The sequence below is a fragment of the Haloprofundus salinisoli genome (assembly GCF_020097815.1).
Lineage (GTDB): Archaea > Halobacteriota > Halobacteria > Halobacteriales > Haloferacaceae > Haloprofundus > Haloprofundus salinisoli.
In genome coordinates this window covers 719577-740916 of sequence record NZ_CP083663.1, presented here as the reverse complement: position 1 = coordinate 740916, position 21340 = coordinate 719577, and the positions used below count along the sequence as shown (strand labels likewise).

At 65.8% G+C, this 21340-nt stretch carries 20 protein-coding genes; 5 read left to right on the top strand and 15 right to left on the bottom strand.

The genetic code is table 11. The features are described 5' to 3' along the window. Window positions 1-23 precede the first annotated feature (23 nt). Complete coding sequence (locus tag LAQ73_RS03950; RefSeq protein ID WP_224269951.1) at window positions 24-989, bottom strand: transcription initiation factor IIB; 966 nt, start codon at window positions 987-989, stop codon at window positions 24-26. 226 nt (window positions 990-1215) lie between these two features. Between LAQ73_RS03950 and LAQ73_RS03945 the strand changes: the two genes are divergently transcribed. Continuing rightward, complete coding sequence (locus tag LAQ73_RS03945; RefSeq protein ID WP_224269950.1) at window positions 1216-1953, top strand: helical backbone metal receptor; 738 nt, start codon at window positions 1216-1218, stop codon at window positions 1951-1953. 76 nt (window positions 1954-2029) lie between these two features. Beyond that, window positions 2030-2536: a DUF84 family protein gene (locus LAQ73_RS03940; protein ID WP_224269949.1), complete on the top strand. Its 507-nt coding sequence runs from the start codon at window positions 2030-2032 to the stop codon at window positions 2534-2536. Window positions 2537-2538: 2 nt separating this feature from the next. Here LAQ73_RS03940 and LAQ73_RS03935 read toward each other — a convergent pair whose 3' ends face one another. Then, window positions 2539-4392 (bottom strand): flippase-like domain-containing protein, encoded by a 1854-nt coding sequence (locus LAQ73_RS03935; RefSeq protein ID WP_224269948.1) that lies wholly within the window; start codon window positions 4390-4392, stop codon window positions 2539-2541. 328 nt (window positions 4393-4720) lie between these two features. On the opposite strand from LAQ73_RS03935, the gene LAQ73_RS03930 reads away from it, so the two are divergent. Continuing rightward, window positions 4721-4954: a DUF7123 family protein gene (locus tag LAQ73_RS03930; RefSeq protein ID WP_224269947.1), complete on the top strand. Its 234-nt coding sequence runs from the start codon at window positions 4721-4723 to the stop codon at window positions 4952-4954. A gap of 123 nt (window positions 4955-5077) precedes the next feature. Here the strand turns inward: LAQ73_RS03930 and LAQ73_RS03925 are convergent, their stop codons facing one another. From LAQ73_RS03925 to pyk, 5 genes are all read right to left on the bottom strand, one after another. Next, window positions 5078-5683 (bottom strand): winged helix-turn-helix transcriptional regulator, encoded by a 606-nt coding sequence (locus LAQ73_RS03925; protein WP_224269946.1) that lies wholly within the window; start codon window positions 5681-5683, stop codon window positions 5078-5080. A gap of 40 nt (window positions 5684-5723) precedes the next feature. After that, a complete protein-coding gene (locus tag LAQ73_RS03920; protein WP_224269945.1) occupies window positions 5724-6986 on the bottom strand; it encodes an SPFH domain-containing protein in 1263 nt (420 codons plus the stop codon). Between the two features lie 105 nt (window positions 6987-7091). Next, window positions 7092-7703, bottom strand: coding sequence for an NfeD family protein (locus LAQ73_RS03915; RefSeq protein ID WP_224269944.1), 612 nt, complete (start codon window positions 7701-7703; stop codon window positions 7092-7094). Window positions 7704-7746: 43 nt separating this feature from the next. Further along, window positions 7747-8010, bottom strand: a complete 264-nt coding sequence (locus LAQ73_RS03910; RefSeq protein ID WP_224269943.1) for a DUF7312 domain-containing protein — start codon at window positions 8008-8010, stop codon at window positions 7747-7749. 71 nt (window positions 8011-8081) lie between these two features. Next, window positions 8082-9836: a pyruvate kinase gene (gene pyk, locus LAQ73_RS03905; protein ID WP_224269942.1), complete on the bottom strand. Its 1755-nt coding sequence runs from the start codon at window positions 9834-9836 to the stop codon at window positions 8082-8084. Window positions 9837-9997: 161 nt separating this feature from the next. On the opposite strand from pyk, the gene LAQ73_RS03900 reads away from it, so the two are divergent. Then, on the top strand, window positions 9998-10240 hold the full coding sequence (locus LAQ73_RS03900) for a hypothetical protein (protein WP_224269941.1): 243 nt from the start codon (window positions 9998-10000) through the stop codon (window positions 10238-10240). Between the two features lie 24 nt (window positions 10241-10264). Here the strand turns inward: LAQ73_RS03900 and metG are convergent, their stop codons facing one another. The 5 genes from metG to ppsA all read right to left on the bottom strand — a co-directional run bounded on the left by metG (window position 10265) and on the right by ppsA (window position 17670). Further along, the gene (gene metG / locus LAQ73_RS03895; RefSeq protein ID WP_224269940.1) at window positions 10265-12370 is read right to left on the bottom strand and encodes a methionine--tRNA ligase; all 2106 of its coding nucleotides are present in this window, start codon (window positions 12368-12370) and stop codon (window positions 10265-10267) included. Window positions 12371-12670: 300 nt separating this feature from the next. Beyond that, on the bottom strand, window positions 12671-13171 hold the full coding sequence (locus LAQ73_RS03890; RefSeq protein WP_224270713.1) for a YqaA family protein: 501 nt from the start codon (window positions 13169-13171) through the stop codon (window positions 12671-12673). 133 nt (window positions 13172-13304) lie between these two features. Next, on the bottom strand, window positions 13305-14390 hold the full coding sequence (gene mfnA, locus LAQ73_RS03885) for a tyrosine decarboxylase MfnA (protein WP_224269939.1): 1086 nt from the start codon (window positions 14388-14390) through the stop codon (window positions 13305-13307). A 102-nt stretch (window positions 14391-14492) separates the two neighbouring features. Beyond that, window positions 14493-15266: a CPBP family intramembrane glutamic endopeptidase gene (locus tag LAQ73_RS03880; RefSeq protein WP_224269938.1), complete on the bottom strand. Its 774-nt coding sequence runs from the start codon at window positions 15264-15266 to the stop codon at window positions 14493-14495. A gap of 82 nt (window positions 15267-15348) precedes the next feature. Continuing rightward, window positions 15349-17670: a phosphoenolpyruvate synthase gene (gene ppsA / locus LAQ73_RS03875; protein WP_224269937.1), complete on the bottom strand. Its 2322-nt coding sequence runs from the start codon at window positions 17668-17670 to the stop codon at window positions 15349-15351. A gap of 204 nt (window positions 17671-17874) precedes the next feature. Here ppsA and LAQ73_RS03870 point away from each other — a divergent pair, with 204 nt between their 5' ends. After that, complete coding sequence (locus LAQ73_RS03870) at window positions 17875-18462, top strand: arsinothricin resistance N-acetyltransferase ArsN1 family B (RefSeq protein ID WP_224269936.1); 588 nt, start codon at window positions 17875-17877, stop codon at window positions 18460-18462. Between the two features lie 23 nt (window positions 18463-18485). Here LAQ73_RS03870 and LAQ73_RS03865 read toward each other — a convergent pair whose 3' ends face one another. The 3 genes from LAQ73_RS03865 to LAQ73_RS03855 all read right to left on the bottom strand — a co-directional run bounded on the left by LAQ73_RS03865 (window position 18486) and on the right by LAQ73_RS03855 (window position 21325). Then, window positions 18486-19661: a 3-dehydroquinate synthase II gene (locus LAQ73_RS03865; protein WP_224269935.1), complete on the bottom strand. Its 1176-nt coding sequence runs from the start codon at window positions 19659-19661 to the stop codon at window positions 18486-18488. Window positions 19662-19752: 91 nt separating this feature from the next. Continuing rightward, complete coding sequence (locus tag LAQ73_RS03860; protein ID WP_224269934.1) at window positions 19753-20448, bottom strand: DUF4013 domain-containing protein; 696 nt, start codon at window positions 20446-20448, stop codon at window positions 19753-19755. Window positions 20449-20536: 88 nt separating this feature from the next. Beyond that, window positions 20537-21325: an SDR family NAD(P)-dependent oxidoreductase gene (locus LAQ73_RS03855; protein WP_224269933.1), complete on the bottom strand. Its 789-nt coding sequence runs from the start codon at window positions 21323-21325 to the stop codon at window positions 20537-20539. Between the last annotated feature and the right edge of the window lie 15 nt (window positions 21326-21340).

The following is a 21340-nucleotide window of genomic DNA, read 5'->3' as shown; positions in this document are numbered from 1 at the left end:
AACTCGGAGTTGGTGAATCCGCGTTACGCGACGCCGACGCCTTCTTCGGCTTCGAGCAGCTCGTGGTAGCGGTTGCGGATGGTGACTTCGCTGATGTCGGCGACGTCCGAGACGGCGGCTTGCGTCGTCTTCTCGTTCGTCAGCAGCGCGGCGGCGTAGACGGCCGCGGCGGCGAGTCCGACCGGCGACTTGCCCGAGTGGACGCCTTTCTCCTTGGCGTTTTTGAGCAACTGGCGAGCGCGGTGTTCGGCCTCCTCGGAGAGCCCGAGCGACGAGGCAAATCGGGGGACGTACTGTTCGGGGTCGGCGGGTTTCACTTCGAGTTTGAGTTCGCGGACGACGTAGCGGTACGTCCGGGCGACCTCGCTCTTCTCGATGCGGGAGACGTCGGCGATCTCGTCGAGGCTCCGGGGGACGCCCGCCATCCGCGCGGCGGCGTAGACGCAGGCGGTGGCGACGCCCTCGATGGAGCGACCGGGGAGCAGGTCCTCGCCGAGCGCGCGGCGGTAGATGACCGACGCCGTCTCGCGGACGTTCTTCGGCAGACCGAGCGCCGAGGCCATGCGGTCGATCTCGCCGAGCGCCTGCTTCAGGTTGCGCTCTTTCGAGTCACGGGTGCGGAAGCGCTCGTTCCACTTGCGGAGGCGCTGCATCTTCTGGCGCTGCCGCGACCCCAGCGAGTTGCCGTAGGCGTCCTTGTTCCGCCAGTCGATGTTCGTCGACAGCCCCTTGTCGTGCATCGTGTTCGTCGTCGGCGCGCCGACGCGGGACTTCTGGTCTTTCTCGCGGGCGTCGAAGGCGCGCCACTCGGGGCCGCGGTCGACGGAGTCCTCGCTGACGACGAGGCCGCAGTCCTCACAGAGCGTCTCGCCGTGTTCGGTGTCGGTGACGACGTGCCCGCCGCACTCTGGACACTGTACAGACTCGTCGCTCTCGGTTTTCTCTTTTTCCTGTTCGTCCGTTCGTCGGGTGTACATCCGTTCGCTCATTGTGTGAAACGGCTACTGCTCCGGGTCGAGACGGGCCAAAGAACGTGGGCCGAGCGTCCAGAGCGGTCCTTATCCGTTGCAGGATAGTGACTCATATAAGTGGTTTGGTGTTGGGTGCGATTCGCGCCGATTCGCCGCTCAAACAGCCATTTGTGAGTGAATATCACAACATTAAAATACTTAAAATTGCGCCAGTGGTTTGAACTCGCGGTGCTCACTGGAAGTGATGACCGATGCCGACACGGAGCGACCCGACGTAGTGTCGCTCGCACCGAGCACGACGGCGACGCTCGACGCGATGGGTGCGGCCGACAGTCTGCTCGGGGCGACGACCCACTGCGACGCCGGCGTTCCCGCGGTGGGCGGGTGGCTCAACCCGGATTACGACCGTCTCGCGGAGCTCGACCCCGAGTTGGTCTGTACGTGCGACGCCCTCCAGCGGGAGGTTCGAGACGAACTCGGGAGTCGAGGCTACCGCGTCCACCACGTCGAACCGGCTACGCTCGCGGACGTACTCGACACGTTCGTCGCCGTCGGCGAAGCGGTCGGCCATTCGGATGCGGGCGAAGCGCTCCGCGCCGACGCCGAAGCGCGGCTCGACGCCGTCGCCGAGCGAGTCGCCGACGAACCTCGGCCCGTCGTCTACTGCGAGGAGTGGTCCGACCCGCCGATGGCCGCCGGCAACTGGGTTCCGGACGCCGTCGCCGCCGCCGGGGGTCGGTACCCGTTCGTCGCCCCCGGCGAACGCTCCCGCGAGATCGACGCCGAGCGCATCGTCGATGCGAGGCCCGACTACGCGATTCTCCACATCTGCGGCCGCGGCGAGCGCGTCGACCCGAGCGTCGTCGCCGAGCGCGACTGGGCGGGCGACCCCGAGGTCCACGTCGTCGACGACTCGCTTCTGAACCAGCCGAGTCCGCGACTCGTCGACGGTATCGAGGCGCTCTCGGAGATACTCCACTGAACGCGACTCCCGAGTAGGGCTCTCCATCGTTCACCGATTCCGAAATATCGATAACCTCCCGTGAGGAGTCGGTGATATGCGAATCGCCGTCGGGAGCGAGAATCCGGTCAAGAGAGCCGCGGTCGAAGCCGTCGTCGAGGACGCGACGGTCGAAGCGGTCGCCGTCTCCTCGGGCGTCCCGGAACAGCCGCGGGGCCACGCGGAGACCATCGCCGGCGCTGAGGCGCGGGCGTGGCAGGCGGTCGACGCGGGCGAGTACGACTACGGCGTCGGATTAGAGGGTGGTGTCGCGACGTTCGGTGAGTTCGGCGACCTGTATCTGGTGATGTGGGCCGCGGTCACGGACGGTATCCGAGTCGGCCGGGGCGCGGGGCCGAGCGTCCGCCTCCCGCCGAGAATCGCCGCGCGCATCCGCGGCGGCGAGGAACTCGGCCCGGTGATGGACGATACGCTCGACACGACGGGAATCGCGAAAGGAGAAGGCGCTGCGGGCGTGTTGACCGGCGGCCGAATCGACCGCGAGACGGCGCTTTCGACGGCCGTCGCGGGAGCGCTCGGCCCGTTCGTCTCAGGACTGTACTGAGCTCAGTCGGAGTCGACCGGTTCGGCCTGATCGCGCGCGTTGGCGCTCTCTTCGACCGCTTTGGTGAGCGAGACGTTGAGCGACAGCATCGACGCGACGCCGCCGAGGACGGTGACGACGTTCTTCACCGCGTGGTCGAGAATCGCCGCGCCCACCGCGACGGTGACCGACACGGGGCTGAGCGCGACGACGAGGATGGTGAACGCACCCTCGTAGAGGCCGATGCCGCCCGGCGAGAGCGGGAGCACCTTCGCCAGGTTGCCGACGCTGACCGCGAAGAAACTCACGGCCACGAGCGTGACGACGGACATCTCGGCGTTCGCCCCCAGCGCGACGAGCACGAGAATCGCCGTCACGACGTCCAGCGACCAGATGGCGAGACTGCTGACGCCGACGCGGGCGAACGCGTCGCGGCGACCGGCGGCCCGTTGGAGGTCGACGACGAACTGCTCGACGATGCCCGCCACGTAGTCGGCGTAGGAGTCCGAAGAGAACCGGCCGAGCGCCTTCCGGACGAGATTGCGGTCGGAGCGGGCGCTGGCGACGATACCGACGACGGCAAGTATCGCCGCGAGGCCGACGCCGGCGGCGACGACGGCCGCCGTCCGGCCCGCACGTCTGTTCTCGGCTCCGACTTCTCCGCCGCTTCCGAGCAACCCTTCGATGAGCGCCGAGGTGTTGCCCGTCGCAACGATTCCCAGAAGCACCGTCCCCGCCAACACCGTGATGGTGAGCAGGTCGAAGACGCGCTCTGCGGCTAGCGAGGCGAACCCCGACGGATACGGGATACCTCGGCGCGCCTTCACGACGTAGGCGCGGACCGCATCGCCGGCGCGAGCGGGGAACACGAGGTTACCCGTCTGGCTGATGAAGATCGCGCCCGTCAGGAAGCTCGTCTTCTCGTGGAAGCCGAGCTCCGCGAGGATGTCGCGGTAGCGGAGCCCTCGAATCGGCCACGAGACGAGGTAGACCACGGCGGCCAGGAGCACGAGCGCCGGGTCCGCCGCGCCCATCACGTCGAGCACCGCCTGCGGGTCGAGGTAGACGGTCATGAGCGCCAGGGCGACGAGGGTGAGCGCGATACCCGCCGCCATCGTCACCCGGCGGTCGATTCGCGGCCGGACCGAAAGCTCCCACCAAGTGCGACCGATCTGACTGCCCATCCCGAAGATGTCGCGGACGAGGTCGACTTTCGTGTCGCCTTTCGGCTCCCAGTCGACGGAGAACTCCGCGACTCGGAGACCCTCCCGCTGTGCGCGGACCAGCAGTTCGGTGTCCCAGAACCAGTGGTTGTCCTGGATGTCGTCTTTCAGCAGGTAGAACGCCTCGCGGCTCATCGCCTTGAAACCGCACTGGTGGTCTCGAAGCTCCGACCGCAGGAACAGTCGAACCAACCCGTTGTACGCCCTACTCGGGACACCCCGCTTGGCGGGTCGGTCCGCGACGCGGTCGGGCATCCACCGCGAACCGGTAGCGACGTCGTACCCCTCGGTACGGACGCGTTCGACCAGCTCCTCGAGGTGGCGCATATCCGTGGCGAGGTCGGTGTCGAAGTAGACCAGCGTCTCACCGTTGGCGGCCTCGAAGGCCCGTTCTAACGCCCCGCCTCGACCGAGCCGTTCGTCGGAGTGAAAGTGACGAACTCGGCTGTCCTCGGCGGCCAACTGGTCGGCAATCTCCGGGGTGCGGTCGTCGCACCCGTCCTCTGCGACGATGACCTCGACGGCCTCGCGCGGGAGGAACGCTGCAAGTGTCTCAAGCGTGGTCCGCACCGTCTCCTCTATCGTATGTTCTTCGTTATACGCAGGAAGGACGACGCTGACCTCGACCGGACGGTCCATTGTCACTCTATGCATCGACAATGGCTAAGAAGCTTCTGACTCTCTGGATTCGTGAAATTGTAGGCTGACAGTCCTTTCAGAACTCACAACCACTGCATCGGACCGAAATCAGCCGATTTCCCGAGCGTAATGCGAGATTACCGTGAGTACGCGCTCGTAAATACAGCCTTACGAGAACCTATTTTGGACGTTATAGTCACGAAATATTTAGTATTAGACCTTCGTACCAGGCCGCGTCCGAACCCGCCGGTTATGCTCACTTTACGATTGTAAAACGCAAGACGAGAGCACGTTAACCACACGTACCAAATGCCATATTAGTGCCAGTCACTTCGGCAGAGATATGAGCGTTACCACGGCCACCGAGCTCAGTGATAAACAGCAACGAATCCTCAGGTACCTTCGGACGCACGCCGCGACGAAGACGTACTTCAAGTCGCGTCTCATCGCCGAGGAGCTGGGACTGAGCGCCAAGGAAGTCGGCGCGAACATGACTGCCATCCTCGACGGGGATTTCGACGTGACGGTCGAAAAGTGGGGTTACTCGTCGGGGACGACGTGGAAAGTTAGCACGTAACGCCACAATTCTCCGCTGACGGCGGCCCTCCTCCCTCCAAGCACTCACACGCGCTTCGGGCAGTGTTTTTCGGACGTACTACGGCGTAAGAGCCGGAATCTCGTCTCGAAATCTGAGCGTTAGCTAGGCGTTGTAGACCACGAGATCGTCTGCTTCGCTTGCGAACGCGATGGTTTCGGTCCCGAAGGAGTCGGCGTACCGCACGAGCAACATGATGAGTGTCTCCGGCCGTTCGACGGCGAGGCCACCCTCCGTTGCGAGGAGGCCGGCGTCTTCCAACTGTTTTCTGTACGAACTCACCGTCGCCGTCGATACGTCGGCGGCTTCGGCGAGTTGGACGCCGGTCGCCCCGGGATCTCGGAGCAGTTCGAGAAGCATCTTCCGCGGCGTGTCACGGCGGAGATAGCCGAGTGCGACCTGTTCGAACGCGGAGAATCGCCGCGCCGGGAAGAATCGGCGGTAGTCGCCGTCGCGCCGCGAGAGGACGACACCTTCCGAGAGCAGTTTGTCGAGGTGGTGCTGCGTCTCGCCGGTTCCGAGACGGAGGTCGTCGCGCACTTTCGAGAAGTGAGCGCCGGGGGTCGTCGACAGATAGCCGACGAGGGCGTCGCGGACGTCGCTGCGCGACTCGTCGTCGGAACCGTCGAGACGAGCGAACGGAACCGCCGCGCCGAGTGCGGCGAACCGGCGGAGCATCGCTCGTTTCTCTTCGTCTACCCGGTCGGACATCTATCTCGATTACGGGGAGTGGAGGACAAAAACGCTTCGTTTACCGGAGTTCTCGGTCGAACTCCATCTCCTCGTCGGTCGCATCGGCGGACTCGGCGTCGGCAGATTCCGAGTCGGTGTCGCCGTCGGCGGCGACGCCGTCGTCGGTCGAGGGGGGTTCGTTCTCGTCGATGACCTCGTCGGCGTCTTTGATGTCCGCTTCGTCCTCGGCGTTGGCCTTCTGAATCACTTCGTCGGCGCTCTTGATGTCTGTATCGCCGGATTTGACGGCCTGCGCCTCTTGTTCGAGCTGTTGGACGTCCATCTCTGCGGCCTGGTCTATCTGGCCGAGTATCTCCTCGATGTCGTCGAGGCCGAGCATCTCGCGGGTCTCCTCGTCGAAATCGAGACTGTCGAGGCCCGCTTGCTCTTGGATGTCGCTGCCGGTCAACTGTTTGCCGTAGCGGCCGACGAGCGAGGTGAGCTCCTGCGGGAGGATGAACGTCGTCGACTCGCTGGAACCGATGTCGGCGAGCGTCTCCATCCCCTTGTCGATGACGGCGCGCTCACCCATCGACTCGGCGGATTTCGCGCGGAGGACGGTGGAGATGGCGTCACCCTGCGCTTCGAGAATCTGACTCTGCTTTTCACCCTGCGCGCGGATGATGTTCGACTGCTTCTCACCCTCGGCGCTCTCGACGGCGCTGCGCCGCTCACCCTGGGCTTCGAGAATCATCGCGCGGCGACGGCGCTCGGCGGAGGTCTGCTGCTCCATCGCCTGCTGGACATCGGCGCTCGGGTTCACCTCACGAACCTCGACGGATTCGACGCGGATGCCCCACTCGTCGGTGGGTTCGTCGAGTTCCTTGCGGATGCGCGCGTTGATCTCCTGGCGCTTGTTGAGCGTGTCGTCGAGCTCCATGTCGCCGAGCACGGCGCGCAGCGTCGTCTGCGCGAGGTTCGAGACGGCGGTCTTGTAATCCTCGACTTCGAGGAACGCCTTCTTCGCGTCCATCACCTTGATGTAGACGACGGCGTCGGCGGTGACGGGCGAGTTGTCGCGCGTGATGGCTTCCTGTCGCGGGACGTCGAGCGTCTGGGTCCGCATGTCGAAGCGGTACGTCCGCGAGACGAACGGCGGGATGAAGTTGATACCCGGTTCGAGCAGTTTGCGGTACTCGCCGAACACCGACAGCGCGCGTTTCTCGTACGCCTGCACGATTTCGACGGACTGAAACACTACGAGGACTGCCAGCAGGAGGAATAGCACACCCACGAAGAGGATGGGTATTCCCAGGCCAGTCTGTAACAGGACGGGGTCCATAACTTGACCTTTGTATGTTTGATTGATAAGGTTTTCCTCAACTTCTCCGGTGTATCCGCCGAACCGTCTCCCGATTTCTCGGTTCGTACAGAGTCCGGGAGCCGTTCAGGCCCGTTCGGTCTCCTCCTCGTGTTCGCGCTCGCGCTCGATGACCTCGTCGGCGGCCCGTTCGCGTTCGCGTCGGCCCTTCGCCAGCTCGCGGTCGATCTCGTCCTCGACGGCCTCGAACGACTCGACCATCACGACGTTGCCGCCGCCGGGGTCGACGACCATCACCTCGGCCCCCTCGGGAATCTCGCCGTGGTACGAGCGGGCGGCGTAGTAGGGGTTGAAGCCGCCGCCGGCGATCTTTATCTGGCCCGCCGACGGCGTCACCCGCTCGGTGACGCGTCCGGTCTTTCCCTTCAGCGCGTCCGAGTCCGACGTCTGTGCGGTTCCCTTGCCGCCGTAGAAGTCGAACTCCCGGTAGACGTAGAACGAGAGCGCGCCGAAGAGGAGAACGAGAACCCCGAGGAGGAGCGGACTCGCCAGTGCGGGGAGGAACAGTCCGACCAGTCCGGCCGCCAGCAGTGCGATACCGACGATGATGAAGTTCGCGCCCGGAGCCAGCGCCTCGGCGATAGAGAGACCGAGACCGGCCATCACGAGCAACAGCGGGAGGGCGTCGGGACCGATGTCGAGTTGTAACAGTACGTGCGCGAGACGCGGGCGTGCCATAGCTGACCTAAGTACGTCGGATGATTAACGCTTCGGCTCCCCGTTACAGTACGCTGAAGATGAACACGAGCGTCCCGAGGACGCCGACGAGCACGAAGAAGCTGTTCTCCAGCGACGGCGACTCCGGTTCGAGCGGCGGCAGTTCGCGCGTCTCGTCTCGCGTCTCGCTCTCTCCGTCGCTCGCATCGGCGTCCTCTCCGTCGCTCGTATCGGCGTCCTCGCCGACGTCGTCGATACCGAATCGCCACTCGGATTCGCCGTCGTCCGTCTCCCCCTCGTCTCCTCCCCCGGTGTGAGAATCGCGCATACAGGACGTAGGAAAGCGTCGCTAAAATGTCTGCCGCCGGTGGGGGGTGACGGTTCTCTGTGGCTGTCGGGCTACCGTTTCGCCTCGTGGCGGATGACGTTGCCGTCGTAGACGATGCCGCGCTCGGCGTCGAGCGTGACGAGCGTGCCGTCGTCGACGTCCTCGGGCAGCGACGCGCCGCTTATCATCGGAATGTCCACCTCGCGGGCGACGAGCGCCGGGTAGCCGGTCATCCCCTCGCGGGCGTCGACGATGCCGCCGAGGCGGTCGACGTCGCCGGTGAGTTCGTCGTCGAACGTCCTGTCGAGCGCCACCAACGCGCCGTCGGGAATCTCCGAGAGGTCGCCGTCGGTCAACCGGACGACCGGTCCGGCGACGCGTCCGCCGACGACGCTGCGGCCGGTCGTGATAGCCTCGGCGGCGATGTGGACCTTCAGCATGTTCGTCGTGTTCGTCTCCTCCAGTTCTGTCATCATCCCCGAGAGGACGACGAGCGTGTCACCGCTCTCGGCGACGCCCGCTTCGAGGGCGGCGTTGACGCCGCCTTCCATCACCTCTTCGGCGCTCTCGCGGTAGTCGGCGTACTGCGCGTTGACGCCCCACGACAGCGATAGCTGGCGGCGGACCCGGTCGTTCGGCGTCGTCGCGATGACGGGCACGCCGGGGCGGAACTTCGCCGTCTTGCGGGCGGTGTAGCCGGACTCGGAGGCGGCGACGATGGCCGTCGCGCCGATGTCGCGGGCGAGGTAGCGCGCCGACCGGGCGAGCGCCTCGGTACGCGACTCGTCGGTCGCCGTGGGTACGCGCTGCTCTTGGTTCTCCTCGTACTCGTCGCTGGCCTCTATCTGGCGAACGATGCGGTCCATCGTCTCGACGACGCGAACCGGGTGGTCGCCGATGGCCGTCTCGCCGGAGAGCATCACGGCGTCGGTGCCGTCGAGGACGGCGTTGGCGACGTCCGATGCCTCCGCGCGGGTCGGTCGCCGCGCGTGGACCATCGAGTCGAGCATCTCCGTCGCGGTGATGACGGGGACGCCGTCGGCGTGACACTTGCTGATGATGCGCTTCTGTATCATCGGCACGTGTTCGAGCGGACATTCGACGCCGAGGTCGCCGCGGGCGACCATCACGCCGTAGGCGGCGTCGATGATGCCGTCAAGGTTCTCGACCGCGCCCGCGCGTTCGATTTTGGCGATGACGGGGATGTCGCCGCCGGCCTCCTCGATGGCGTCGCTGATGGCGTACACGTCGGAGGCGTCGCGGACGAAGCTCGCGGCGACGAAGTCGGCGTCCTTGTCGGCGGCGAGCTGGATGTCCTCGTAGTCGCGGTCGGTGATGAGGTCGATGTCGAGGTCGGCGCCCGGCACGTTTACCCCTTTCCGGCCGCCGAGTTCGCCGCCCGAGTCGATGCGGGCGACGACGCCGTCGTCGACGACGCGTTCGACCGTCGCCTCGATGCGCCCGTCGTCCAAGAGGATGGTGTCACCGGGCTCGGCGGCGTCGATAGGCAGAGAGAGACCGACTTTCTCGGGTGTCGCGGTGTCGCCCTCGAAGAAGTGGACCTCGGAGCCGGTTTCGAGCGTGATCGGTTCGTCGAGCGGGGCGGTGCGGACCTCCGGACCCTGGAGGTCGACCATCGCCGCCAGAGGGTCCTCCGTCGCTTCGTCGACGGCCTGGATGCGGTCGACGACCGTCGCCCGGTGGTCCGTCGTCCCGTGACTCGCGTTCAGTCGAGCGACGGACATACCCGCGTCGGCGAGTCCCCGAATCGTTCCTCGGTCGTCCGACGCCGGACCCAGCGTACAGACGATTTTGGCGTTTCTCATACTGGGCGATACGCCCGTGTGGCTAAAAATACCGGCGATGAAACTCACCCCCGAGTGAACGATTATGGGGGACGCGCGGGGCCGAACGCCCGGCGACTGGGCCCCAACTTTTTCGTCTCGACCCGAGCTATAAACGCCTCGTAGTCGTACGGATACCCGCTATGGAACACGTCACCGAGGAAGCGGTTGGCAAGCCCGTCGTCACTCCGGGCGGCGACGAAATCGGACGCGTGAACGCCGTCGAGAACGACCGCGCCGTCGTCAAGCCCTACACCGGCGTCGAAGCGGATATGGCCGACTCCGCCGCCCCCGAGGAGGAGTCGCTGACGCTCGACGCGAACCAGATCGAGTTGGTGACCGACGACTACGTGCAACTGGTCGACGAGTTCCGCCGAGAGGGCTGAAGAGAAAAGCGTTCGACGCCGCGGTTATCGGACTTTCGTCCCCGGCACCGAGTCGCCGTGAGTCGTCAGGATATCGGCGTCCTCGCCCGCGGCGAGCAACATCCCGTTGGACTCGACGCCGAACAGCTCGGCTTGTTCGAGGTTGGCGACGACGACGACGCGCTCGCCGACGAGCGAGTCCAAGTCGTGTAGCTGTTTGATGCCGGCGACGATCTGACGGACCTCGTGGCCGATATCTACTTCGAGCTTCGCCAGTTTGTCCGCGCCGTCGACGCCCTCGGCCGAGACGATCTCGCCGACTCGGAGGTCGAGCGCCTGGAACTCGTCGAAACTGATTCGGTCTTCGGAGATGGGTTCGAGGTCGCTCACGTCCGAGTCGGCGTCCGCCTTCGACTCCTCGCTTTCGGTTTCGGTCTCGTCACCCTCGTCCGCCTCGCTCTCGGTCGCTTCCGCGACTCGTGCGTCGAGTTTCTCGTTCAGTTCGGCGACGCGCTCGTCCTCGATCTTCTCGAACAACTCGGTCGGTTCGTCGAACGACGCGGGCGGCGCGTCGAGCGCGGCGTGCACGTCGACGTCATGGACGGACCCGTCCTCGCCGAGGGCGTCCCAGAGCCGCTCGGACTTGCCGGGCGCGACCGGCTCGAAGAGCACGGCGACCGCTTTGGCTATCTGGACGCAGTCACGAATGACCTGCGCGGCCTCTTCGGGCTTCTCGTCGGTGAGCTTCCAGGGCTCGTTGCGCTGGATGTACTCGTTCCCGAAGCGGGCGAGCTCAACCGTCGCCAGTCCGACTTTTCGGACCGAGTAGTCGTTGACGGCCTCACCGAAGTCGCGGATGGCACCTTCGATGCGGCTCTGTACCTCCTCTGAGACGTCTCCCTCGGGCGTCCCCTCGTAGTTCCGGTAGGCAAAGAGCAGCGACCGGTAGAGGAAGTTGCCGACGGTGCCGACGAGTTCGCCGTTGACGCGCTCTTGGAACTTCGACCACGAGAAGTCGACGTCCTGCTGGAAGCCGCCGTTAGTGGCGAGGTAGTAGCGCAGCAGGTCCGGGTCGAACCCCTCGTCGAGATACTCGTCGGCCCACACCGCCCGATTGCGGGACGTGGAGAACCCCTTGCCGCCGAGGGTGACGAACCCGCTCGCCATCACGGCGCGGGGTTCCTCGTAGTCGACGCCGCGGAGCATCGCCGGCCAGAAGACGGTGTGGTGCTGGATGATGTCGCGGCCGATGATGTGGACGATGTCACCGTCTTCCCGCCACGCTTCCGCCCAGTCGTACTCCGCTTCGCCGACGCGCTCTGTGTACTGCTTCGTCGAGGCGACGTACTCGATGGGGGCGTCGACCCAGACGTAGAGCACGAGGTCTTCGGTGCCGTCGCCCGCTTCGCCGGGGTAGTCGATACCCCAGTCCATGTCGCGGGTGATACACCAGTCCTGTAGTTCGCCCTCTATCCACTCGCGGGGCTGGTTCTGTGCGTTCGAGGTGCCTTCGAGGCGGTCGATGAACTCCTGGAGGTACTCCTGGAACTCCGAGACGCGGAAGAACTTGTGCGTCCGCTCGCGGTACTCGGCGGAGTTGCCGGTGATCGTGCTGACCGGGTCGACGATCTCGCCGGGTTCGAGGTGGCGCTGACAGCCCTCGTCGCACTCGTCGCCGCGGGCTTTCGCCCCGCAGTACGGGCACTCGCCCTCGACGTAACGGTCCGGGAGGTACTGGTCCTCCTCGGGGTCGTAGGCGACCATGATGTCCTTCTCGTAGATGTGGTCGTTCTCGTCGAGGGTGCGGACGAACTCCTTGGTCAGTTCGGTGTTCGTCTCGTCGTGAGTGTGGCCGTAGTTGTCGAACTCGACGTTGAACTTCGGGAACGTCTCCTCGTACGTCTCGTGCCAGTCGAGAGCGAACTCCTCGGGGGTGACGCCTTCCTTCTCGGCGTTGACGGCGACGGGCGTGCCGTGCATGTCCGACCCCGAGACGAGAGCGGTCTTTTGCCCGAGTTTGCGCAGGGCGCGCGAGTAGACGTCGCCGCCGACGTACGTTCGGAGGTGGCCGACGTGCAGGTCGCCGTTGGCGTACGGCAACCCGCAGGTCACCACCGCTGGCCGGTCCGTGGGGAACTGCTCGTGACTCATATGTGTGCTATCGTGAATGCGGGCCTAAAGCCCGCTGGTTCGTGGTAATCGACTCCGGTACGTCGCTTCGTCTCGACGCGTCGTCGCGTTGCTCGTCGCCGTCGAAACGGACAGCGCGTCCGAGCTTCGCGGCGAACGCCCGCCGAGTCGCGTTACCGACCGACGGACGTACCGACTGCTCCACCCGGCGCTAGAAGAGCCGCATGCGCATCTCGGAGGCACCGCCGAGGCGAGCGCCCGACGGGTGGGTCTGTCGGGTCACAGCGTACAGGAGGCGGTCAGACGGGTTAGTTCTCTCGTTCACAGCAACGTGACGGCACCGTGGATGAGCGCCAGCGTGATGAGCAGTCGCCCGGCGCTGCCGACGAACGTCGCCGCCGCGAACTTCACGTAATCCTCCTCCAGTATCGAGAAGGCGTATATCGAGAGCGTGTCCGGGAAGAAGGGGACGCAGAGCGCGAGCGCGAGACCGCCGTACCCCCACTTGCGGGCGATGTTCATCGTCTGTTTCTCGGACCAGGCGACGACGTCGACCGGGAGACGCGAGAGCCACCGCATGATGAGACCCGACTCTTTCGCCTCCTGGCCAATGTGGAACGCGAAGACGCTCCCGGCGGCTTTCCCCGTGGCGCTGACGAGGATGATGACCGTCATCCGTCCGGCGTAGTCGAGACCGAGGTTCAGCGGCGCGGCGAGGACGACTTCGCTCACGCCCGGCAGCGCGAACGCGATGAGAAACGAGTAGACGAAGATGATGACGAGGCCGAACCACCCGGTGGCGTGTTCGACTGCGCGCTCCATCCACGAAAAATTCAGCCAAGCGGCGAGTGCGAAGTCGAACGCGGGGAGCAACGCGGTCACACCTGAATCTCGAAAGTGCGCCGTTGTAAACTTTCAGGTTCGCCCGTAGAACGGTTCTTCGTCGGAAAACTCACTACTTCGAGAGCGAATCGACGTCGTCGACGAACCGACGGAGCATCTCGCGGGTCACGTGGGGCATACAGACGACCCGAAGTTCGCCCGCCGCCGTCCGGGAGATGCGCCACCCGGCGTCGCGGAGCGCCTCGAACAGCGAGTCCGGAATCTCGCAGGCGAGGAGCGGGAGTTCCGGGTCGACGACGGTAAACCCGCGGTCGGCGAGTGCGTCCGCCAGCCACTCCGCGTCGGCCATCGACTCCTCGAACTGCTCGCGGTAGCCGTCGGGCCACAGTGAGTCGAGCGCCGCGGCGGCCCCGGCGACGCCCGCGCCGCTACGCGTCCCGGTGAGCGTCGCCTGCGACGTCGATTCGAGATACGGCGTGTCGACCGCCAGCGCGTCGAGCGTCGCTGAGTCTCTGGCGAGAAACCCGCCCGCCGGAACGACCGCCTGTCCCATCTTGTGCGGGTCGACGGTCATCGTGTCTACATCGGCGTGCGCGAAACTCCAACGGTGGTCGGTGAAGGGGAGCGCAAAGCCGCCCCACGCGGCGTCGACGTGGAGGAACGGCCGGTCGCCGCCGGCGTCGTGGGCGACAGCCGCGAGTTCGGGAATCGGGTCGACGCGGCCGTACTCGGTCGTTCCGGCGACGCCGACGACGAGAACCGTCTCCGAGTCGACGCTCGCGCGGACCGCCGAGAGGTCCGCGCGGTAGTCGCCGTCGACGGGGACGGTCCGGAGCTCGACGCCGAGCACGTCGGCGGCCTTCTGGAAACTGAAGTGGACGCTCTCGGGGGCGACGACGTTCGGCGTCTCCGGAGCGGTTACCCACTCGTCGCGGGCGCGGTTTCGCGCCGCCCGAACCGCCTGGATGTTGGCCTCAGTGCCGCCGCTTGCGACGTAGCCGCGGGCGTCGGGGAGGCCGGCTAACTCGCCGAGTGCGGCGACCACCTCCGCCTCTAACTCGGAGATCGACTGGTAGGTCGCCGGGTCACCGGGGTTGGTCGCGAGAAAGCGCACCGCCGCCTCGCGCGCGGCAGGATGGGGATCCGTACACATCGAGGAGAGTACTCGGTCGAACTCCTGCGGGACGGCGCGCTGCATACGTCAGTCGTAATCTTTGACTCCGTTTATCGATTCCGTTCCGCGGTCGGCGCGCGCCGACGCGAACCGGGGAGAACCGCGTCGGAAACCGGCTCCGCCTCTTCAGAGCGCGACGAGTTGGACGTACGCGATGGCGAAAAGCGTCGTGTTGTAGGCGGCGTGAATCAGTATCGGCACCGCGAGGTTGCCGGTTCGCTCGTAGGCGATGCCGAGTATCGACCCGGTGACGAAGATGACGCCCGTCGCGGCGACGACGGCGACGGGGCTTCCGACGTAGTTGAACACGTGTATCGACGCGAAGATGGCGCTGGCGAGTCCGACGCCCGCGACCGGACCGTAGGCGGTTCGGAGGCGTCCCTGAATCGCCCCCCGAAACAGCAGTTCCTCGGCGGGCGCGACGAGGACGATGGAGAGCGCGGCGAGCGCGAGCAGCACTAGCGGTTCCAGCTGGGCGACTTCGCCGATGACGCTCTCGACGGGTTCGAGGTCCGTGAGCGTCAGCGCGTACGAGAGTCCCGACGCCAACGCGACGGCGGCGATGGTCGCGCCGACGACGAACCGAAGTTCCTCGCTGTCGGGTCTCCGAATCGGCAGCGAGGCGAGCCGGCGGCGCGCGTACAACGCGCCGATACCCGCGAACGCCAACTGCTGCGGAATCGTCCCGAGAACGAGGACGGCGGCCGAGGTGACGCCGAGCCCGAGGAACAGCAGCGGGACGATGACCGCGGCGCTGGCGATAGTTCCGACGACGAAACTGGCGACGAGGAGGCCGACGGCGACGAGTAACGCGACGACGCGTCCGCGGGTGGACGAGCGTCCGCCGCCCGGTTCGTCGGAAACAGTGGTGGAGGACGTTGTCGGGGACGTGGAGGACATCTGTATCTCGTCGTTACGTTAGCTCTCTGTTATATAAAACAGTAGGAGGCGGCGGGCCGTTCGGTCGCAGAGCGTGAACCGTTCAGCGAACCGAGTCGAGCATCAGTTTCTGCTCGACGCGCTTGACCTCGTGTTGGACGTCGCGCACCGCGTCGATGTTCGCGCTGATGGACGTGATTCCCTTGTTCACGAGGAACTGGACCATCTGCGGTTTCGACCCGGCCTGTCCGCAGATGCTCGTCTTCACGCCGAGTTCGCGGCACGTCTCGATGGTCGACCCGAGAAGTTCCAGTACAGCCGGGTGGAGTTCGTCGAACCGGTCGGCGACGTTCTCGTTGTTGCGGTCGACCGCGAGGGTGTACTGGGTGAGGTCGTTCGTCCCGAAGGAGGCGAAGTCGATGCCCGCCTCCGCGAGTTCCCGAATCGAGAGGGCGCTGGCGGGCGTCTCTATCATCACGCCCCACGTCCGCTTCTCGGTGTCGATGCCCGCCTCGCGCATGAGTTTCGTCGCGTGGTAGACGTCCTCGGCGTCGTTGACCAGCGGGAGCATCAGTTCGACGTTGTCGTAGCCCATCTCCCAGAGGCGGCGGAACGCCTCCAGTTCGTGGCCGAACACGTCGGGCGAATCGAGACTGCGGCGGATGCCCCGGTAGCCGAGCATCGGGTTGTGCTCCTTCGGTTCGCCGTCGCCGCCCTCCAGTTGGCGGAACTCGTCGGTCGGCGCGTCGAGCGTGCGGACGCGGACCGCACGCGGATAGAACTCGTCGGCGACCGTTCGGATACCCTCGACGAGCTCGTCGACGTACGCCTTCTCGCTGTTGTCTTCGATGTACTTCTGGGGCGTCTTGCCGAGCGACAACACCATGTGCTCGATGCGGAGCAGGCCGACGCCGTCAGCGCCTGTCGCCGCGGCGCGCTCTGCGGCCTCGGGGATGGAGACGTTCACCTTCACCTCCGTCGCGGTCATCGGCTTGACCGGCGTCTTCGGCCGCACCTCCTCGACGGGTTCGTGTTCCTCCTCCTTTTTCGTCCGTTGGCCCTCCTGAATCGTCCCCTTGTCGCCGTCGATGGTGACGAGTTGGCCGTCCGAGAGCTCCCGAGTCGCGCTGCCGGTGCCGACGACGGCCGGAACGCCGAGTTCCCGGGAGATGATGGCGGCGTGGCTCGTCATCCCGCCCTCGTCGGTGACGATGCCGGCGGCGCGCTTCATCGCCGGCACCATGTCGGGCATCGTCATCTCGGTGACGATGATGTCGCCGTCCGACACTTTGTCGAGCTGGTCGAGTTTGGTGACGATGCGTGCTTCGCCCGAGACGATACCGGGACTCGCGCCCAGACCCTGAAGGAGCGTGTCTCCATCCGACGACGCCGACTTGCTCTTGCCGCTGTTGCCGTTCGAAGAGAGCGTCGTCGCGTCGACACCGTCGCCGTCGGCGGCCACCTCGACGCCGTTGTCGGCTTCCGATATCGTCGTGATGGGCCGCGACTGGAGCATGTACACCTCTCCCTCGTAGATGGCCCACTCCACGTCCTGCGGGGTCTCGTAGTGCTCTTCGACCTCACAGCCGAGTTCGACGAGTCGCTCGATCTCGTCGTCGGAGAGCACGCGGGCGGTGCGCTTCTCGTCGGGGACGTCCACCGTCGACGTCTCGCCCGTCTCCGAGTCCTTGACCATCATCAGCTTCTTGTCCGCGAGCGTCTCCTCCTCGACGTTCGCGGTCTCGCGGTCGACGACGTAGTTGTCGGGCGACACCGACCCCGAGACGACGGCCTCGCCGAGACCCCACGCCGCCTCGATGATGATGCGCGGTTCGCCCGTCGACGGGTGCGACGTGAACATCACGCCGCTCTTCTCTGCGTCGACCATCCGCTGAACGACGACGGCGATGTCGACCTTGTCGTGCGAGAAGCCCTGCCGCGTCCGGTAGTAGATGGCGCGCTGGGAGAACAACGACGCCCAGCACTCCTTGACGCGCTCGACGAGTTGCTCCTCGCGGACGTTGAGGAACGTCTCCTGCTGGCCGGCGAAGGAGGCGTCCGGCAGGTCCTCGGCGGTGGCCGACGACCGGACCGCGACGAACGCTTCGCCGTCGCCGACGGAGCGGTACGCCTCCAGAATCTCCTCGCGCACGTCTTCGGGGAGCTCCGTCCCCGTGATGAGTTCGTGGGCCCGCTCGTGGGCGGCGGCGAGCGCCTTCGAATCTTCGGGGTCGATATCCATCGCCTCGAACAGTTCCTCGTCGATTTCCGCCTCCTCGATGAAGGTGCGGTAGGTCTCTGCGGTCACGACGAAGCCCGGCGGGACAGGAAGCCCCGCGGACGTGAGTTCGCCGAGCGAGGCCCCTTTGCCGCCGACCGTATCGATGTCGGCGGCGCGTACGTCATCCAGCCAAAGTACAGCCATTGCGTATTCGATTCGTCCACAGGATTCCTAAAGAAGGTTACGTATGGAACAAGGCTGAAAATTACTGACTCGGATACGAGTGAGGTTTCGGAGCCGATTCGCCGATTTCGGCCTCTTGGGCGTCTTCGAGGGCTGAATCGTACTCTTTCAGCTGGAGTGGAGATTCATACAACGTCTTTGGCGCGGAAGTCGTTCCCATCGCGTATGCTACGCCCGGCCACACCCGACGACGCCGACGACGTTCGGCGGATATACGAACCGTTCGTCCGCGACACCGCCGTCTCCTTCGAGACGACGCCGCCGACGGGGGCGGAGATGCGAGAGCGAATCGCGTCGACGCTCGAATCGCGCCCGTGGTTGGTGTACGAGCGTGGGGGACGCGTCTTCGGCTACGCCTACGCCGGGTCGCACCGAAAGCGCGATGCCTACCAGTGGTCGGTGGATTCGTCAGTGTACGTCGCTGACGAGGTACACCGTCACGGCGTCGCGCGCGGCCTCTACACCGCTCTCTTCGGAATTCTCGAAGCGCAGGGGTACGTGAACGTCTACGCCGGGACGACGCTGCCGAACCCCGCGAGCGTCGGCTTTCACCGCGCGATGGGCTTCGACCCCGTCGGCATCTACGAGAACGCCGGCTTCAAACGCGGCGAGTGGCACGACGTGCAGTGGTTCGCCCGCGCGCTTTGTCCGCACCCCGAGGACCCCGACCCGCCCGCGTCGCTGGCCGACGTGCGCGATACGTCTCCTTTCGAGGAGGCGCTCGCCGCCGGAGAATCGAAGATAGATCGCTGAGACGCAGAGAGGGCGAGTCGAGCCTACTTCTCGATGATGCTTTCTTCGACGGCCTCGCCGAAGTGTCGGGCCACCTGCTCGTAGTAGAGCAGCAGTTCGTCGCCCGCTTCGAGGTCGGTGACGGCCTTTCGACCGTCGCTCGTGGGGACTTTGATGGTTTCGGCGTTCTGCAGCAGCGTCTCCACGTGGTCTCCCTCGACGTCGATTTCCACGCGGAACATCGGCCGCTTCTCGATTTTGACGCGTCCGACGATGACTTCGCGCGTTCGACCCTCGGTGTCGACGACCTGCACCTCGTCGCCGCTCTTCAGCTCCGAGAGGTACTTCGTCCCGCCGTCGGGCGTGCGGACGTAGGCGTGGACCGCCCCGGCGTTGACGCGGAACGGCCGGGAGGCGACGTACGGCGACTCGGCGGTCTCGGCGTGGACGAAAAAGAGGCCGCGGGACATCGACCCGACGAGCATCCCCTCGTCGTGTTCGAGGAGGCTCCCGGTGTCGACGCAGACGCGGTCGGCCATCCCGACGCGTTCGACGGAGACGACTTCGGCCCACCGGAGGTCGAGCTGCTCGCGCTCGGTGGCGTCGCGCACTTCGACGGTCTCTCGAATCTCGTCGGGGTTGTCCGAGTCGAGAAGGACGCCGTCGGCACCGTGTTCGAGCGTCTCGAAGGCGGCGCGCGCCTCCTCGGCGGAGGTGACGCCCGCGACGAGTTCGGTCTGGTCGCCGATGCGCGCGATGAGATTTTCGAGCGGGATTATCTGCCAGTCTTCGCCGACGACGAGCGTGTGGTCGGCGTCGCGGGCGGCCTGTTCGGCGAACGTCTCGTACTCCTTGCCCCGGATGCGGACGTACGCGCCCTGCGCTCGGTTGTCGCTGTGTCGGAGCGTCGTGAGGTCCGCCGACCCCGAGAAGTCCGAGGGGAGGTCGACGGTGCCGTCGCCCTCGCCGTCCTTCCCGACGATGTAGGCGTCGGCCTCGGCGGTCTCGCGCTCCTCGTCTTCGGCGTCGGCGACGTGCACGTCGGCGTCGTCGCGGAACGCCGCGACCTTCACGTCGCCGAGTTGGCGGACGCGCGCCACGTCCGTCTCGTCGACGAGCACCCAGTCGACGCCCGCTTCGAGTCCCGTCGTGATTCGCTGCTTTCGAACCTCCCAGTCGCCGACCGTGTCGTCGGCCTTCAACCAGACGCTCCGTGTCATTGTCCGATTCTCTCGGGGGTGTGGCTTGAACGTGGCGGATGCGTCAGGTAGCGTCGGAAAACGTCGCGTCGCTCGGTCGATCGGTCGCCGCTCAGTCGTCTGCGACTGGCGCTGCCGTCGGGGTCGCCCCGTCGCGAGTGTTCGCGACCTCGGCGAAGGCGCGTCCGAACATGAACTGGCCGGCGAGACCGAGCCAGAAGTAGTAGAACGGCGCGAGCAGGATGCCGACGAGGAACATGCTGAGGAAGCTCAGAACCGCCCCGCCGACGACGGAGACGACGAACACCAGCACCGTCGCGACGATGTACTGCTGGCTGAGCAACACTGGCTTCAGCGTCGAGAAGTCGAACGCGGCACTGAGCGAGCCCTCCCGCGCGAAGTTGATGAGCGCCGCGGGCAGCAGGTAGGTGACGACGAGCGCCGCCGGCAGCACCAAGAGCATTCCCAGCATCCCCACGCCGGCGAGGAGGCCTCCGGCGTTGCCGCCGGCGGAACCGCCGCCGAGGACGACGAGCAACATCACGGCGACGATAGCGACAGGGACGAAACTGTACGCGACGGCGACGGCTGTCGCTTTCAGCCCGTCGACGAGCAGGCCGCCCCAGTCTTCGAACGCCGGCGGGTCCTCGTCGCCGTACGACACCGCCGCGGCGGCGCGGACGAGGTAGCCGGAGACGAGAAACACCGGGACGAGGAGCCAACTGAAGAACATCAGCACGCCGCCGATGAGTAGTCGCGCGATTGCACCGTCACCTTTCGTCGGGTACGAGAGTGAGTCTTCGAGCATCGACGACGATTATAGTCAATATATAATAAAGTTTGCTAGAATTACATAATTTCTTGCTGACCTCTCCTCAGCGTCGAATAAGGCGCTCTCAGCAGATCTGCCAGCCGCCGTCGACGTGCAGCAGTTCGCCGGTGATGTAGCCCGCGCTCTCGGTCGCCAGGAACACCGCCGCGTCGGCGATATCCTCGGGTTCGCCTGGACGACCGAGTGGAATCGGCTTCAGGAAGCCGCCGGTCTCGGCGTCCTCGTACATCTCCTCGGTGAGTCCCTCGACGAACTCCGTCGCTATCTGTCCCGGCGCGACGGCGTTGACGCGGATGCCGTGCTCGGCGAGTTCGAGCGCCGTACCCCGAGTGATCATCCGCACCGCGCCTTTCGTGGAGTCGTACTGCACCTGCCCGTGTTGGGCGAGGTTCGAGGAGATGGAGGCGGTGTTGACGATGCACCCCGGTTCCCCTCGGTCGAGCATGTCCTCGGCCGCGGCTTGGACGCCGAAGAACACGCCGTCGACGTTGACGCGGTGGACCCGACGGAACTCCTCGGGCGACAGGTCGAGCATGTCGCCCTCGACGAACAACCCCGCGTTGTTCACCATCACGTCGACGCCGCCGTACTCGCGGGCCGCCTCGACGACCGACTCCACCTGGCCCCGGTCGGTGACGTCCGTCTCGACGTACTCGGCGTCGCTGCCCATCTCGCGGACGAGTTCGTGCGTCGGCGTCTCCTCGTCCACGTCTTTCGGGTCCTCGCGTACGTCGGCGACGACGACCGTCGCGCCGGATTCGCCGAAGCGCGTCGCCATGGCCCGACCGATACCCGAAGAACCGCCCGTCACGATGACCGTCTCGCCCTCGAAGTCGAAACTCGTCGTTGCCATACCCCCCGTTCGCGC

Coding starts and splice junctions, on each gene's coding strand:
- LAQ73_RS03950 (WP_224269951.1), bottom strand. CDS start 989: ATGAGCGAACGGATGTACACCCGACGAACGGACGAACAGGAAAAAGAG.
- LAQ73_RS03945 (WP_224269950.1), top strand. CDS start 1,216: ATGACCGATGCCGACACGGAGCGACCCGACGTAGTGTCGCTCGCACCG.
- LAQ73_RS03940 (WP_224269949.1), top strand. CDS start 2,030: ATGCGAATCGCCGTCGGGAGCGAGAATCCGGTCAAGAGAGCCGCGGTC.
- LAQ73_RS03935 (WP_224269948.1), bottom strand. CDS start 4,392: ATGCATAGAGTGACAATGGACCGTCCGGTCGAGGTCAGCGTCGTCCTT.
- LAQ73_RS03930 (WP_224269947.1), top strand. CDS start 4,721: ATGAGCGTTACCACGGCCACCGAGCTCAGTGATAAACAGCAACGAATC.
- LAQ73_RS03925 (WP_224269946.1), bottom strand. CDS start 5,683: ATGTCCGACCGGGTAGACGAAGAGAAACGAGCGATGCTCCGCCGGTTC.
- LAQ73_RS03920 (WP_224269945.1), bottom strand. CDS start 6,986: ATGGACCCCGTCCTGTTACAGACTGGCCTGGGAATACCCATCCTCTTC.
- LAQ73_RS03915 (WP_224269944.1), bottom strand. CDS start 7,703: ATGGCACGCCCGCGTCTCGCGCACGTACTGTTACAACTCGACATCGGT.
- LAQ73_RS03910 (WP_224269943.1), bottom strand. CDS start 8,010: ATGCGCGATTCTCACACCGGGGGAGGAGACGAGGGGGAGACGGACGAC.
- pyk (WP_224269942.1), bottom strand. CDS start 9,836: ATGAGAAACGCCAAAATCGTCTGTACGCTGGGTCCGGCGTCGGACGAC.
- LAQ73_RS03900 (WP_224269941.1), top strand. CDS start 9,998: ATGGAACACGTCACCGAGGAAGCGGTTGGCAAGCCCGTCGTCACTCCG.
- metG (WP_224269940.1), bottom strand. CDS start 12,370: ATGAGTCACGAGCAGTTCCCCACGGACCGGCCAGCGGTGGTGACCTGC.
- LAQ73_RS03890 (WP_224270713.1), bottom strand. CDS start 13,171: ATGGAGCGCGCAGTCGAACACGCCACCGGGTGGTTCGGCCTCGTCATC.
- mfnA (WP_224269939.1), bottom strand. CDS start 14,390: ATGCAGCGCGCCGTCCCGCAGGAGTTCGACCGAGTACTCTCCTCGATG.
- LAQ73_RS03880 (WP_224269938.1), bottom strand. CDS start 15,266: ATGTCCTCCACGTCCCCGACAACGTCCTCCACCACTGTTTCCGACGAA.
- ppsA (WP_224269937.1), bottom strand. CDS start 17,670: ATGGCTGTACTTTGGCTGGATGACGTACGCGCCGCCGACATCGATACG.
- LAQ73_RS03870 (WP_224269936.1), top strand. CDS start 17,875: ATGCTACGCCCGGCCACACCCGACGACGCCGACGACGTTCGGCGGATA.
- LAQ73_RS03865 (WP_224269935.1), bottom strand. CDS start 19,661: ATGACACGGAGCGTCTGGTTGAAGGCCGACGACACGGTCGGCGACTGG.
- LAQ73_RS03860 (WP_224269934.1), bottom strand. CDS start 20,448: ATGCTCGAAGACTCACTCTCGTACCCGACGAAAGGTGACGGTGCAATC.
- LAQ73_RS03855 (WP_224269933.1), bottom strand. CDS start 21,325: ATGGCAACGACGAGTTTCGACTTCGAGGGCGAGACGGTCATCGTGACG.